General features: G+C 43.1%; 17 protein-coding genes. 8 read left to right on the top strand and 9 right to left on the bottom strand.

All coding sequences use genetic code 11. The features are described 5' to 3' along the window. Positions 1 to 28: 28 nt before the first annotated feature. The 8 genes from OW495_RS18830 to ccoN all read right to left on the bottom strand — a co-directional run bounded on the left by OW495_RS18830 (position 29) and on the right by ccoN (position 7,109). Positions 29 to 703 (bottom strand): sulfite exporter TauE/SafE family protein, encoded by a 675-nt coding sequence (locus OW495_RS18830; protein WP_102512787.1) that lies wholly within the window; start codon positions 701 to 703, stop codon positions 29 to 31. Continuing rightward, positions 693 to 941 (bottom strand): cbb3-type cytochrome oxidase assembly protein CcoS, encoded by a 249-nt coding sequence (ccoS, locus tag OW495_RS18825; protein WP_102307839.1) that lies wholly within the window; start codon positions 939 to 941, stop codon positions 693 to 695. Before ccoS ends, OW495_RS18830 begins: the two co-directional genes overlap by 11 nt. After that, positions 941 to 3,313: a heavy metal translocating P-type ATPase metal-binding domain-containing protein gene (locus tag OW495_RS18820; protein WP_102512786.1), complete on the bottom strand. Its 2,373-nt coding sequence runs from the start codon at positions 3,311 to 3,313 to the stop codon at positions 941 to 943. Before OW495_RS18820 ends, ccoS begins: the two co-directional genes overlap by 1 nt. A 5-nt stretch (positions 3,314 to 3,318) precedes the next feature. Then, positions 3,319 to 3,798 carry a FixH family protein gene (locus OW495_RS18815; protein ID WP_017108020.1) on the bottom strand — a complete coding sequence of 160 codons (480 nt, stop codon included), beginning with the start codon at positions 3,796 to 3,798 and terminating at the stop codon, positions 3,319 to 3,321. An 85-nt stretch (positions 3,799 to 3,883) separates the two neighbouring features. Further along, positions 3,884 to 4,858 carry a cytochrome-c oxidase, cbb3-type subunit III gene (ccoP, locus tag OW495_RS18810; protein WP_017112094.1) on the bottom strand — a complete coding sequence of 325 codons (975 nt, stop codon included), beginning with the start codon at positions 4,856 to 4,858 and terminating at the stop codon, positions 3,884 to 3,886. Further along, a complete protein-coding gene (locus tag OW495_RS18805; RefSeq protein ID WP_017108018.1) occupies positions 4,858 to 5,034 on the bottom strand; it encodes a CcoQ/FixQ family Cbb3-type cytochrome c oxidase assembly chaperone in 177 nt (58 codons plus the stop codon). Before OW495_RS18805 ends, ccoP begins: the two co-directional genes overlap by 1 nt. 9 nt (positions 5,035 to 5,043) lie before the next feature. Next, positions 5,044 to 5,664, bottom strand: coding sequence for a cytochrome-c oxidase, cbb3-type subunit II (gene ccoO / locus OW495_RS18800; RefSeq protein ID WP_016767204.1), 621 nt, complete (start codon positions 5,662 to 5,664; stop codon positions 5,044 to 5,046). A gap of 11 nt (positions 5,665 to 5,675) precedes the next feature. Beyond that, entirely contained in the window at positions 5,676 to 7,109 is a 1,434-nt protein-coding gene (gene ccoN / locus OW495_RS18795) for a cytochrome-c oxidase, cbb3-type subunit I (RefSeq protein ID WP_008221953.1), read from the bottom strand. A gap of 252 nt (positions 7,110 to 7,361) precedes the next feature. Here ccoN and OW495_RS18790 point away from each other — a divergent pair, with 252 nt between their 5' ends. The 3 genes from OW495_RS18790 to OW495_RS18780 all read left to right on the top strand — a co-directional run bounded on the left by OW495_RS18790 (position 7,362) and on the right by OW495_RS18780 (position 10,754). Further along, positions 7,362 to 7,727, top strand: a complete 366-nt coding sequence (locus OW495_RS18790) for a hypothetical protein (RefSeq protein WP_289887754.1) — start codon at positions 7,362 to 7,364, stop codon at positions 7,725 to 7,727. 115 nt (positions 7,728 to 7,842) lie between these two features. Continuing rightward, entirely contained in the window at positions 7,843 to 9,027 is a 1,185-nt protein-coding gene (locus OW495_RS18785) for an FIST N-terminal domain-containing protein (RefSeq protein ID WP_017112097.1), read from the top strand. Then, the gene (locus OW495_RS18780; RefSeq protein WP_102512785.1) at positions 9,027 to 10,754 is read left to right on the top strand and encodes an ATP-binding protein; all 1,728 of its coding nucleotides are present in this window, start codon (positions 9,027 to 9,029) and stop codon (positions 10,752 to 10,754) included. The genes OW495_RS18785 and OW495_RS18780 overlap by 1 nt, the downstream gene beginning before the upstream one ends. Before the next feature lie 150 nt (positions 10,755 to 10,904). Here OW495_RS18780 and OW495_RS18775 read toward each other — a convergent pair whose 3' ends face one another. Then, on the bottom strand, positions 10,905 to 11,273 hold the full coding sequence (locus OW495_RS18775) for a DUF3693 domain-containing protein (RefSeq protein ID WP_289887751.1): 369 nt from the start codon (positions 11,271 to 11,273) through the stop codon (positions 10,905 to 10,907). A gap of 207 nt (positions 11,274 to 11,480) precedes the next feature. Between OW495_RS18775 and OW495_RS18770 the strand changes: the two genes are divergently transcribed. The 5 genes from OW495_RS18770 (at position 11,481) to OW495_RS18750 (ending at position 14,591) form a co-directional block, all read left to right on the top strand. After that, entirely contained in the window at positions 11,481 to 11,684 is a 204-nt protein-coding gene (locus tag OW495_RS18770) for a hypothetical protein (RefSeq protein WP_289887749.1), read from the top strand. A 2-nt stretch (positions 11,685 to 11,686) separates the two neighbouring features. Next, a complete protein-coding gene (locus tag OW495_RS18765; RefSeq protein WP_289887747.1) occupies positions 11,687 to 13,717 on the top strand; it encodes a replication endonuclease in 2,031 nt (676 codons plus the stop codon). A gap of 74 nt (positions 13,718 to 13,791) precedes the next feature. Further along, complete coding sequence (locus OW495_RS18760; protein WP_076647148.1) at positions 13,792 to 14,106, top strand: chemotaxis protein; 315 nt, start codon at positions 13,792 to 13,794, stop codon at positions 14,104 to 14,106. A 19-nt stretch (positions 14,107 to 14,125) separates the two neighbouring features. Next, positions 14,126 to 14,353 (top strand): transcriptional regulator, encoded by a 228-nt coding sequence (locus OW495_RS18755; protein ID WP_102297672.1) that lies wholly within the window; start codon positions 14,126 to 14,128, stop codon positions 14,351 to 14,353. Positions 14,354 to 14,372: 19 nt separating this feature from the next. Then, the gene (locus OW495_RS18750; protein WP_102492046.1) at positions 14,373 to 14,591 is read left to right on the top strand and encodes a hypothetical protein; all 219 of its coding nucleotides are present in this window, start codon (positions 14,373 to 14,375) and stop codon (positions 14,589 to 14,591) included. Positions 14,592 to 14,673: the final 82 nt, after the last annotated feature.

The following is a 14,673-nucleotide window of genomic DNA, read 5'->3' as shown; positions in this document are numbered from 1 at the left end:
TAGTAAAAAAACCGGATTTAAAGAACGGCTATACGGTATAAATAATGAGCTGCAGTGCCATATATCCAGTATAAAAACCGTAAATAAGGATTAGAATTGCGCCTAATTGGCGAAATAAGTCGGCTTGTTGCAGTTTTTTTAGAAAATTAGCGCCCATACCAACAGTAAGCATGGCTGGTAGCGTCCCTAAGCCAAACGCCAGCATGATACCTGCGCCGTTATACCAACTTCCAGATACCGCAGCCCACGTCAGCATAGAGTAAACAAGGCCACATGGAAGCCAACCCCAGATAAAACCAAATGGTAAAGCATGGCTAGGGTGCTTTAATGGTAGAAATGATTTACCTACAGGAGAGATATAACGCCATAGCTTTTGTCCAATTTTTTCAAAGAACAACAAGCCGAACCACCATTTACCGATGTACAAACCTAAGATAATCATAAAGACGGCAGCAAATAAACGAAGCCAACCAAGCAAGGCATTAAAATCACTCAACTGGCCAATCGAAGAAATCGCACCGCCAATCACGCCACCAATTACGGCATAGCTTAATAGACGACCAAGATTATAAAGGAGGGGAAGAACAGGGGAAGGTTTACTGTTGCCAATAGACAGAAGCGACGCAATACCACCACACATTCCCATGCAATGGCCTGCGCCGATCAATCCAACAACAAAAGCGCCAATCCAATCAGGCGTCATCATTCTTTTTTTCTACGTTAGATTGTGTTTCAGCCGAGCTTTGGTTCTTGTCGCTCTCTTTTGAGGCTGTAGTAGGCTTGGTATCAACGTTAATATGGTTGTCTTCATCAAACAGAATGTTGTGGCCTTGACGCTCAAGGTCTTCAAACTGCTCACTCTTAACGGCCCATAGAAAGATACCGACAGCGATGCACACAAGTACGATCGCAATTGGAATGAGTATGTATAAACTTTCCATTATTTACCTTGCTCTTTTAAAAGCCTTAACGAATTAGACACAACAATAATAGAGCTAGCAGACATGCCAACCACGGCAATGTAAGGAGCAACCAAACCAGCGACGGCCAATGGAAGAATAAGTAGGTTATACCCCAACGACCACGCTAAGTTTTCACGGATTATCTTACGCGTTTTAAGCGCCAATGTACGTGATTTAAGTAATCTATCGAGTTTATCGCCCAATAACACCATATCCGCTGAGGCTTTCGCTACATCCGTACCGCCACCCATCGCAACTGAAAGGTGTGCACCCGCAAGAATAGGCGCATCGTTGATACCATCGCCAACCATCATGGTGATGTCACTAGCGTCTCTAGAGTTAAGGTACGCCAGTTTATCTTCCGGCTTCGCGTTAGCAACAATGTCAGTAATACCAATCTCTGCCGCAACAGGCTTCGCGTTAATCAAAGAGTCGCCAGTCAGCAGCGTGGTTTTGATTCCCGCTTCTTTGAATTGCTTAATGAACTCAATACTTTCTTTACGAATCGGGTCTTCATAAGTGAATGTTGCGATATGACGGCCAGCCAGCGACAAGTAAATACCATTACTTTGAGATGGCTGAGCTTCACCTAAAATGAACTCGCTACTACCAATCGCCACTTCTTGCCCATTCCACTCACCAGTAATGCCCGAACCAATCACATTGTTCACCGACTCTACTTCAATATCATCTGAAAGATGGGTCTTGAACGCTTTTGCGATAGGGTGGTTAGCGTGTTGTTCTAAGCTAGCCGCGACTTGCAGGCATATTTCTTTATCAAGGTCAGTAAACGTCTCGACTTTGCTGATACGAATATCACCTTCAGTCAGCGTGCCCGTTTTATCGATGATTAAGTGGTTCACTTTACATAAGGTTTCAAATACGTGGCCTTTGCGCAGCAAAATACCAAAGTTACCCATGCGAGATGTTGAACATGTAATCGCCGTCGGCGTCGCAAGAGACAGAGCACAAGGGCACGTCGCCACTAACACTGAAAGCATGATCCAGAATGCGTCTTCTGGACGTGTTTGATGCCAATAGAACCAAGTACCAAATGAAATGATTAAGATAACCGCGACAAAGTATCGCGCTACCACATCAGCGATTTCAGCGATGCGAGGTTTAGACAATTGAGCTTCATCTTGAAGGCGAACGATATTAGAAATAACCGAATCCGCTTTAGAGGTCATCACTTCTAATTCAAACGATTCATCGCCATTCAGTGTGCCAGCAAAGACGGTATCGCCTTCGTTCTTAACCACATGAATTGACTCACCAGTCAGCATGGATTCATCAATGTGAATTCTGCCAGATAATACTTTGCCATCCGCAGGAATATGCTCACCAGGAAGAACGCGAATCTGATCGCCAACCTTCAAGGTTTTTACCGGAACTTGTTCACCGTCTAACGTTGTCGCCATCGCAGGAACCAACTTAAGCAGGTTACCGCTAGCGGCTGCCGCTTTACGACGCGCGCGCATCTCAAGGAAACGACCAAGCAACAAGAAGAAGGTGAACATTGAGATAGATTCAAAGAATACTTCGCCTTGCTCTGTCACCGTTGCCACTAAACTCGCAACATAGGCAAACAATAGAGCGATCGACACAGGAACATCCATGCCCAAGGTTCGGCCTTTGATACTACGCCAAGCGTTAATATAGAACGGTAATGCAGAGTAGAGCAGTACTGGCGTTGCGAAAATCAAACTCACCCAACGAAAGTAGCTTTTGAATTCCGGCTCAAGGCTGCCAAAAACTTCGAGATAAAGCGCCACAGCTAGCATCATGACTTGCATGGTCGCTAAACCCGCGACACCAAGACGATAAAGGTAGTTTTTCATCGAACGATGATAAGCGGCTTCTTGTTGGTCAGCCTCGAATGGTGCGGCTTTATAGCCTAACCTATGAATCGCGGATAGCAACTCACTCAGTTTAGCCTGAGTGTTGTCCCAGCTAAGCAGGGCACGATTAGTCGTGGTATTGACACGAATACTCACAACGCCTAGCTTTGAGGAGACTTGCTTCTCAATGAGCCATGCACAGGCAGCACAAGAGACCCCCTCTAGTGACAATGTCACTTCAGAGGTATTTTCAGAGTTACGAACGAACTCCAATTGAACATCTTCATTGTCGTAATGACTCAGCGCCAGAAGCTGCTCTGGCACCAAATCTGCTTTTTCAGCAGGAGCAGTACGGTATTGGTAATAAGAGACCAAACCACTATCTATGATTGTCTGGGCTACGGTTTCGCAACCCGGACAACACATCGGTCGGACCGACCCTAAGATTTCTACTTTAAAATCCGTTTCCGCTGGTACATCTTCACCGCAGTGATAACAGGATTCACACATAAGCTTTAGTTCGTTAGTTGAGTAGGAGTATCAATAGGGAAGTTCATGCGACCTTGCACTAACCATTCAGAATCATGCGGAGAAAGCTCAATAAACCATGGACCTTGCATTTCATGATCCAGAGTCAACGTGTAGTTGCCGCTCGCATCAGCCGTCAGTAGCTGGGTGAAATCACGGTCAGGCAACGTTCTGTGCACGAACATTGCGCTAATAGCAGGGAAGTGGTCAAGCTTGCCTTTGTCTAGAGTAATGATAACCGAGTTACCTTTCTCATTAACTGAAGCTGATAGGCCAAGCTCTTTAGCAATGTTTACTTTTGAAATGTCGACATTAATGCCTTTTCCTTTTTTATAGTAATCCTCAGTCACTAGATCTACAGAGTTCTGTGTGAACACAATGACCGTCATGATGGTCCAAATAACTACTGTCGCTGGCAACGCGATTAAGAACCACGGCCAAAACTGTTTATACCAAGGCTTTACCATAAAAAATATCTCAAAAATGAATAAAAAGAAGGGCTTATAAAATAAAGGAAAGACAGCCTCTTAGAAAGAGGCTGTTATTGAAATGTTACTTATTATCTGAGTTACTTAAGCTCCACACGTACGATGCAACAAGCTGAACTTTGTCCTCGCCTAGAATATCCTTCCAAGCAGGCATTACGCCAGAACGGCCGTTCATTACTGTTTCAGTTACATCAGCGCGAGAATCGCCAAACAACCAATCGCGGTCTGTTAGGTCAGGTGCACCAACAGCAGGGTTACCCTTACCATCTGTACCGTGACACGCAGCACACACAACGAAACGTGCTTTACCAGCTTCTGCCTCACGTGCATTCACGCTACGACCAGAAAGGCTAAGAGTGTAGCTAACTACTTCTTTAACGCCTTGCTCGCCTAGTGCGTCTTTCCACGCTGGCATTTGACCGACACGACCATGCATGATGGTAGTAACGATAGCTTGTGGTTCACCGCCATATAGCCATGCATCGTCAGTCAAGTTAGGGAAGCCCTTTTGACCACGAGCATCAGAACCATGACACTGAGAACAGTTCTGTAAGAACAAACGTTGACCCACTTTGATTGCTTCAGCATCAGATGCGATGTCAGGAACAGAACGTAGACCGTTCTCATCATGAGCTAGCTTCTTGAATGCTTCGCCAAAATAAGTGTTCGCGTCATCAAGTTCTTTTGCGTACTCATCTAACTGTTTGTTAGCTTGAGCTGCAGCGATTGCAGAGCGAGACTCTTCTACGCTACGAACTGTTTGGTTTGAACTCGTCCAACCTAATAGACCTTTAAAGTTACCAAGGCCTGGGTATAGAGCAAGATAAACAGCTGCAAACACAATTGTGCTTACGAAAAGGTATGTCCACCATTTAGGTAGTGGGTTATTAAGCTCACGAATACCATCGTATTCGTGGCCCATATCATGACCTGGTTCTACGCCTGTTTTATCTTTAAAACACCAACGAAGTAAGACCGCACAACCAATTAGGGTACCAATCGTAATCGCACTAACCCAGATACTCCAGAATGTACTCATTACTTTGTCACTCCTTGATTTTTAGAACTTGTTGCCGGCTCGTCGTCTGCAAACACTAGGTTCGCATCTTCATCGAAACGTGTTTTACGATTCTTGCCGTATGCCCACCAAACGATGCCGATGAAACAAGCAAAAACAGTAACAGTCCAAACACTTTGAAATGTAATAATGTCCATAATTATTCCTTATTTCATTGCGTGGCCAAGCGATTGAAGGTAAGCGATGATTGCATCCATCTCTGTTTTTCCTTCAACATCTTGTTTAGCGTTAGCAATTTGTTCGTCTGTGTAAGGAACACCAAATTGATTGCGGAAGAGTTCAAGCTTCTGCTTAGTCAATTTGCCATCAAGTACATTCTCAGCAAGCCATGGGAAACCTGGCATGTTTGATTCAGGAACAAGTTCGCGTGGGTCTAGAAGGTGAACACGGTGCCACTCATCAGAGTAACGATCACCAACACGCGCTAGATCTGGACCAGTACGCTTAGAACCCCATAGGAATGGATGTTCCCAAACACTTTCGCCCGCTACAGAGTAGTGGCCGTAACGTTCAGTTTCAGAGCGGAAAGGACGAATCATTTGGCTGTGACATACGTTACAACCTTCACGAATGTAAATATCACGACCTTCCATTTCCAGAGCAGAGTAAACGCGTAGATTTTCTACAGGTTCAGTCGTCTGCTTTTGGAAAATAAGCGGAGTGATTTCTACTAAAGCACCAAAGCTGATTGCGATAACGATCAAGATCGCTAGTAGACCAACGTTTTTCTCGACCAACTCATGGCGATTATTTGAATTTGAGCTCATTCTAAATCTCCTTAAGCCGGTTGAGGGATAGCTTTAAGGCTATCTTTAGGTGCAGAAACAGTTTTGTACGTGTTGTATGCCAGTAAGAACATACCTGATAGGAAGATGAAACCACCTAAGAAACGTACAAAGTAGAACGGGTAAGAAGCTTCTACAGATTCTACGAAGCTGTAAGTCAATGTACCGTCAGAGTTAACTGCACGCCACATCAGACCTTGCATCACACCAGAGATCCACATTGCAACAATGTAGAAAACTGTACCAATCGTTGCTAACCAGAAGTGAACATTGATTAGTGATACAGAGTACATACGCTCTTGACCAAATAGTTTAGGAACTAAGTGGTAAACCGAACCGATTGAAACCATTGCAACCCAACCTAACGCACCAGAGTGAACGTGACCGATAGTCCAGTCCGTGTAGTGAGATAGTGCATTAACCGTTTTGATTGCCATCATTGGGCCTTCGAAAGTCGACATGCCGTAGAATGATAGAGAAACGATTAGGAAACGTAGGATTGGGTCGTAGCGAAGCTTATGCCACGCGCCAGATAGAGTCATAATACCATTGATCATGCCACCCCAAGAAGGAGCAAACAGAACCAAAGACATAACCATACCTAGAGACTGAGTCCAGTCTGGAAGTGCAGTGTAGTGTAGGTGGTGAGGACCAGCCCATATATACAGAGACACAAGAGCCCAGAAGTGGACAATTGACAAACGGTAAGAGTAAACAGGGCGACCAGCTTGTTTAGGAACGAAGTAATACATCATACCTAGGAAACCAGCTGTCAATAGGAAGCCTACCGCATTGTGTCCGTACCACCATTGCACCATTGCATCGATCGCTCCGGAATAAATCGAGTAAGATTTAAACGCAGATACAGGAACAGCCAGGCTGTTAACGATGTGCAACACGGCAACCGTGATGATGAAGGCTCCGAAGAACCAGTTAGCTACATAAATGTGCGATGTCTTACGCTTAATCATAGTTCCGAAGAACACGACCGCATAAGCTACCCACACAAGAGTAATAGCAATATCGATTGGCCATTCAAGTTCTGCGTATTCTTTACCAGAGGTTAAACCTAACGGTAAAGTAATTGCAGCGGACAGGATAATCGCTTGCCAACCCCAAAAGGTAAAGGCTACGAGAGGGCCACCAAAGAGACGCGTCTGACAGGTACGTTGCACAACATAATATGATGTTGCAAACAGCGCACTTGTACCGAACGCAAAAATAACCGCATTAGTATGCAGGGGACGTAAACGACTGTACGTCAGCCACGGCGTATCAAAGTTTAGCTGTGGCCAAACTAATTGAGCGGCAATCAAAACACCAACGCCCATACCGACAATACCCCACAAAATTGTAACAAGGGTAAATTGACGGACGACCGTATAGTTGTAGTTTTGTTCAAGCTGCTTTTCTTGGCTCATTTGCATGCTTCCAATTTCTTATTTACTACACTTTACTTCCAACACGACTCACGTCGTAATGCCACCCAAATTAGAAAAGGAAATTCAGCCTATTCAGGGCTTTATTTCCACTTGCTGATTTTGAAAAAAAGTGGCATTTTCAACGCGACACTATACTTGAATTAACAAATCAATGACAGAGTAGTAACCTTACGCTTGGTCTGGAATTGGATTTTTATTTAAAAACTTTGAACTTTGTAACAAGGAGTAAAGATTATAATGGCGGCACAAAAGCTAACAAAAGGCAGGCTTGTTCAAATTATCGTCATGTTGGTTATTTTAATAGCGGCATTTACTTGGAGAACAGTGACATACGACCAAGACGAGACGATAAACTGTATAGTTTCAAAACCTTGTCAAATTACTATTGATAAACATAATGTTTTAATTTCGGACAATAACCTAGGCTATTTAATCGAAACATCTAAAACTGGCAAATTTATCATTAGCTATGATGAGAACGGAATTCTTGAGGAAAATAAAGCCTCAAAATGGGCGTTAAAAACGACCGATAAAGCCTCATCAATAAGCATCACATTTCCACAACAGAGTGGCACATATTTGGTCAACATTTCCAAAGAATAACAGGGCGTGTAAATCACTCTTACCGCAGTTTGTTGATAGAAATATGTACTAAATCAGTAAAACTTAGTGCATAAAAGTGTTATAAATAGATTATTCATAAAGTATTCAGAAATCTATGAAATTTCTATCAAAAGTCTCTTATTCCTTAGACGATAAAATTGCGGTAGATGAGTTACTCTCTGGAGTTGAGACCCCAGAACAAATAGCTTGTCTCATTTGCTACTGTACAGAAGAGTATTCCACACTCGCTGTTCAGCGATATTTGGTAGACGCTCTTCCGAATACTCCTATCCACGGATGCACCACTTGCCACGGCATTATGACAGAAACTGGATTTCATTCAGGCCCCGTCATTGGCGTTCTTATCATCTATGACTCAGGGATCAATGCCTACGGAACCGGCATTGAGCACTTTTCTGACTCTATAGAAGCAAGTACCTTTCGAGCTATCGACAAAGCACTTAGAAATGCAAATAGAGAAGGTGAGATACCTGACTTAATCTTACTTCATTCCACTCCTGGTAATGAAGAGAAAGTAATGGCGGCTATCGATACGAAATTTGGCACAGAAGTGCCTATTGTTGGTGGTAGCGCGGCAGACAATCAGGTTTCAGGAAATTGGAGCATATTCAACGAAGAATCGCTCTCTATTAATGGTGTATCGTTAACCGTCATATTTGCATCGCAATCTATATATTCATCGCTAAGCTCAGGGCATACGCCGACTCAATTTTCAGGTACCGTCACCAAAGTAAGAAATCGAATATTGTTAGAGATCGACCATAGGCCTGCGACCACCGTTTATAATGAATGGACAAATTTTCATTTAGGTGGCAGTGATGATGGGTATATTTTTGAAAAGTCGACAGTTTATCCATTAGGCCGAAAGGTTGGCTCTTCTTACGACTACCCATATTTCAAATTATCGCATTCGATCAGAGAAACAGAGTGTAACGGTATCGAATTGTTCACTGATATAAATGAAGGTGACACCATCTATTTGATGCAAGGCTCTAAGCAACAACTGATCAGTCGTGCCGCTAACATCATTCATTCTTCTTATTATAATGACATGGACCTTGAAGAAAAATTAGGGGCTATCAACATATTCTGTGCAGGACCAATGCTGCACCTAAAACAAGATATGGATGAGGTATGTAACCAGATAAATCAGGCGCTTAACGGCCTCCCATACATATGTCCTTTTACTTTTGGCGAGCAAGGAAGGCTCTCTGGTGGGGAAAACGCGCACGGAAATTTGATGGTATCCTCAGCAACGTTTTATAGGTTAAAAAAGTAATGAGTTCCGAAGGTCAAGAAGCGCTGCAAGAAGCTCGCATTGAACTACAAAAACTAAAACTCCGTGAACGAAAACTCGCTGAAGAGAATAGGGTGATCTTGTCAACTATCTCTGCGATCAGTAAAGCGGGTAACATTTCCGAGATATTCTCTAGCTTGGAGTATGTCCTCAAAAAATACATCAAATTCGATGACTTTATTGTGGTTTCAAGGGTAGGGAACGACGGTGCTTTTAAAACCCTGTTAACCAATAACAAAGTCTTTGAACAAATGAATTGGAACGATTGCGGCAAGCTTTCGCGTGTCATCAATGGAGAATGCGCCATCCTTTTTGAACCCAAATCCCTGGGTGAATTCAACTCTTTGCATCCCATTGTTCTCGACCAAATTAACTCTGTTCTGATCACCGGTCTAGATAGTGGACTGACCCAATCCGTCATTATCTTTATCCATTCCAACACCAAGCACTTCAGCATTGAAACCAAAGCAACCTTAAATCGTTTCCGTCCTCTTATTGAAAGAGCCGTTTTCGATATTGAGAACAAAGAGAAGCTTGAAGCAACGGTAAGAGAGCGAACCGCAGAGCTAGTAAACGCGAGAAAGGAAGCAGAAGAAGCTAACAAAGCGAAGTCTGAGTTTCTAGCTATGATGAGTCACGAGCTCAGGACACCGTTGAACGCCATTATTGGGCTTATTGACACGCTAAAATCCACCGAGCTAACTGAAGAACAGCAATCTATACTGCTTAATATGAGTACATCGTCTGAACTTTTGTTGGCAATTATCAGTGACGTGTTGGATTTCTCTAAGATTGAATCTGGATGTTTCTCGTTAGCTCCTCAGTGGAATAACGTAAGAGACACTGTAACTTTTGTTTTATCGGAACAAAGAAAAGCCGCAGACAGCAAGGGATTAGCCTTAACAGTGACAACCGATATCCCTGAAGATGAGCTTCATTATATCGACCAGAGCCGCTTAGCGCAGATCCTCTTTAATTTGATTGGAAATGCCATCAAGTTTACCGAGCGTGGACACGTACATGTATCAATCAAGTATCAGCAAAGCTCGTTCTATATCACAGTAGAAGACTCAGGGATTGGAATCAGTGCCCAGCAGCTTTCGTCATTATTCAGTCCGTTTGTTCAAGCTGATAGCACGATCACCAGAAGGTTTGGTGGCACAGGTTTAGGATTAGCGATCACCAAACGTCTTGTTGAATTAATGCGAGGTCGAATCTTTGTAAACAGCGAACTAGGACAAGGCTCCAAATTCGAAGTGCAATTGCCAGTTTCAACGAGAGTTGTCTGTAACAAGACAAACAGACAAAATGAACTGCAGATTCAAGAAGAGCCAAGAAGTCGATACTCAGTATTGGTTGTAGAAGACAATCCAACCAATCAAATGGTCATAAAATTAATCTTAACGCGACAAGGCCACGAGGTGTTCATCGCGAGCAATGGAGCAGAAGCCATTAGCTTTATTGAACAAGGCAGCGATGCAATCGACATTATCTTAATGGATGTGTCGATGCCAGTAATGGATGGATTGACCACAACCAAATACATGAGAGATGCAAACATCCAAACACCAATTGTCGCGCTAACGGCACACACATCAGTAGAAGACAGATTTTCTTGCTTAGATGTCGGCATGAATGATTTCGTGACCAAGCCAGTAAGAACCAAAGAAATCACAGAAGCAATTGATAGGCTCATGCTTGAAGTCTAATAAACATATTCTGAATCGAAGATTAGGATATATGTTTATTAGGTATTTTATGGTAAATAGTCTTACTGTTAAATAGAACACCGGAACAGCACTAAAAAGAGAGGCAGGGCATCAAATAAAGATACCTGCCTTATAAACACCAAAATCAATTTAACATAATATACATAATACGCAGTCAAATATCGCTTCTTTAGTCTGCATCATCCATAACGCAAAACCTCCGCAAGCCATTGAAATTCCTGATAATCCTAACCTGTCAAACTTTTTTGCCATGTGTTCCCATAGCTGTTTTATCTCTGGATTGTCGTTGCGGTCAGCGTGCAAACCTATCAATGCGACCTGTGGGTCTAACTTTGCATTTTCTGCTAAAAAAACCGCTTGTGAATCAGTGAGATAGCGACGACCTTTGCGAAAATCACTGATTCTCTGCTGTGGTATGTTCATATCGTGTGCTATTTGCTTGTCTTGTACGTAATTTTGCGCCTTTTTATAGGCGTCTAACAGTTCATTCTGGTACATGGCAAATCCTCCGTTTTCCTAATCATAGCCTATTGCTAACCATTTTTGGTGTATTGCGTTAACCAAATCTGGTGTATATGATTTCCCCCGTTAACCAAATTTGGTTAATCCTATTTTGACTGTCTAGGTCTGGGCTGTTCGCCCTTGACGCTTATAGCTCGGCTTAGATGGTCAATCCCAACTCAATAATCAGTCAAGGTGGTTGTTATGGTTAATGTTCTATTAGTTTCTGGGTGTTTACCTCGTTACTTCGCAGGTTTTGGTACTTCAGCTCATGGTAAGCCTTTTGTGATTACCACGGCTCAACATTTTCACAGTAAATTCCTCTCTGAATCCGATGCTCACAGCATTGTAGAACGTTTACAAAACTCATGGCCTTTGGCTCAAGTTTCTTATGTTGTGAGTCATTAATCATGGCTTACGAGCGCGTTTTCGACCTCAAAACGAAAAGCTTTGAAATGATTGATTTCGTTCCGGTTCAATCATGGGCAACGGCTGAACATGTTCATGATAATCAGTTCGATTACTTGTCTTCATACAAAGACCATACGCGCTCTAATTATCCTCTTGCGGCTTCGGTTGTCCCTGCGTTAAATCATCAGATTCACGCTCATGATGTGACGGGGCTTCCTTCTCTTGCTTATCGCCCTGCTCCATTGCTTTGTAATTCTTTGCCGTTTGGTTTAAAGCGCAATGGTGATTTTACTCGTCATATGCTTCGTGCTTACAAAGATATGTGTAAGCAAAAGGAAGAGATTGACGCGGCTTACGCTTTACATCGTGCACATGAACGACTCACTAAAAACGGTTACAGCGCGGCAATGCCTGACGATGATATTCGCCAGCTCGCTGAAAACAAATCTAAACAATTTGGTCGTGCTGTCGCTTGTCTTCCTGATGTCGAAACACAATTTGAAACTTGTGTTGGGCTTCTGGCTTCGCTTGGCCTTGGCTTTCGTGAGGAAGTTATTAAAAAAGCTGAATCGAATAACGAGCTGCATTCTCTTGTTGCTCGTGCAATTGATAATAACTGGCTTGTTCGTCAGTTACGCAGAAAGTGTGCTTATGAAGTTGAACAGGTGGCGCGAGACTTGGCACTTGTTGAACGTCATAAGCAAATTTATTGTTCTGATTTTTCAGTTCGTAGACATCGCGACCGCATGAAATCTAATGAGATTGCGCTAGAAAAAACGGTGGCCTTTGATGAGAACGACCCTCAAACCTTTTTTACTCTTTCTGAGTTGTCGGCTAAATCAGTTTCGAATCCAGAATTAAGACGTAATGAAATGTTTGCCCGTCTTAATGGCTTTGAAAACATCGCTAAAAAATCAGACCATGACGCGGTGTTTTATACCGTGACTACTCCGTCAAGATTTCACGCGGTTTCTGGTGGTGTGACTAATCCCAATTGGGAGAAAGCAGGACGACCGGACGCGAGACAATCACACGATCATTTGATTGGTGTTTGGTCTTCGCTTCGCAAAATTTTGGATAAGAACGATATCAAAATCTATGGGATGCGCATTGTTGAACCTCATCAAGATGGTACGGCTCATCACCACATGCTTTTGTTTATGGAAAAAGAACATCGAGCTTTTGTTACATCTGAGTTTAACCGTCTAGCCCTTGCTGATACGCCTAACGAATCAGGTGCTAAAAAGTACCGTTTCAAGTCTGAGCTAATTGATTTTAGTAAAGGTTCTGCTGTTGGTTACGTGGCTAAGTACGTGAGTAAAAACGTTGATGGTAAACACATCGATAAAGACCGCAGTTCTAATCTAGATGGTATTGCGGCTGCTGAACGCGTTGTCACTTGGGCGCGTGTGAATCGTATCAGACAATTTCAATTTATAGGCGGTGCTTCTGTCACTGTTTGGCGTGAGCTTAGACGCTTACGCGAAGAACTTAACGAGGAAGACGCTATGTTTTCAGACTTAAACAACGAAGAACATCTAACTCTAGAAAACGTTCGCAGGGCTGCGGATGCGGGTGACTGGGAAGCGTTTTGTTATGCCATGGGCGGTGTGTTTGTAAAGCGCAAAGACCAAACCGTCAAGGCTGCTTATGAAGTGACTAACACTATCGAAAAGCTAATTGAATCCGGTGGTGAATACTCTACGACTCGCTACGGTGACGCGGCTCAAGCTCGTATCTCTGGCTTAATGTTCCGTGATGTTCTTGTAGTCACTCGCTTTAAATCTTGGAAAGTCGAAAACATAGATAAGTTCATTGCTTCACAAGAGAAAATCATGTCTGGGACTGTGGACTGGTTTGATGCTTTGGAGCGTGAGAAAGAATACGAATACATGCTAGATAGCCAGTATGAAGAATACGAGAAGCATCTGGCCCGTATGGATGAGATTGAGGCGCTTGTGCTCTTTGGCTCTTTAGAGCCTCGTGGGGCCTGTTCGGTGGGCGTAGCCCCTCCGGATAGGTTTCACTAGTCTCCTTGGACTTGTGTCAATAACTGTCTTTTTCTCTTTTAACCAAAAAATTACGTCAAGAAAGGAAACGCAATATGAAACTCGAAGGTTTGATTTTAGACGATACCGATATCATTCAAGAAACAAAACCCGCTCGTGGTACGGGTGAGGCTTTGACTGTAGGTAAGTTGAAACTGATTACAACCAATCCGACTAACACTATCGAAGTTAAGATCTCCTCTGAGCTTTGGGCAGGTGGTAAGGCCGGAGAGGTTTTAAAATCTTGCGTTGGTAAGCGTATGCAATTCAATGTTGAGTATAAAGAATTTAGCTTTGGTAATGATGAGGGTAAGCACGTTGCTTTGAACGGCTTCCACTTATTCGATTTGCCACCGCTCCCAAAAAACTAAGTAATTAGGTCTTAGTGCTATGTCTATTTGTGTGACTGTTATTGATGGGATTTTGCAACAATCGTCTGGTGATGTTTGTGATTATGTCTTGGTCTCTAAAGAACAGTTAACGCACTTGGTAGATGGCCAATTTGATTGGTCATTACTTGAATTCGACAAATCATTGTATGAATTCGTTGTCGGTCAGAGCTTGGCAACCTTTGTTGGTGGTCATGTTCTAGGCCGTGTATTAAAACACTTTCGTTAATCCATTTAGGAAAATTATTATGTTGAAATTACGTCAATTGGTTAGCAATAAAATCCTTGTTGCTTCTGTCGCTGTTACTTCTGGCTCTGCGTTCGCTGAAGGTAGTGCAAATGAAACCGCTATTACTGCTGCCGTTACTGCGGGTAAAGGTATGGTCGAGTTAACTACTTCAGGGGTGATTGGTATTGCTGCACTTGGTTTCGGTCTAGGTATGGTTATTTCTTGGCTCCGTAAGTAATGATTATCTCCGTTGTTCTTGGCTCTCTAACGTGTGCCTCATTCCTTTATGGGGTTTACACCGGAGTCATAGCAGGTTGATT

Origin of the sequence: Vibrio sp. 14N.309.X.WAT.E.F5 (assembly GCF_030397615.1) — a bacterium.
Classification (GTDB): domain Bacteria; phylum Pseudomonadota; class Gammaproteobacteria; order Enterobacterales; family Vibrionaceae; genus Vibrio; species Vibrio lentus.
This window is presented reverse-complemented; position numbering and strand designations above follow the sequence as displayed.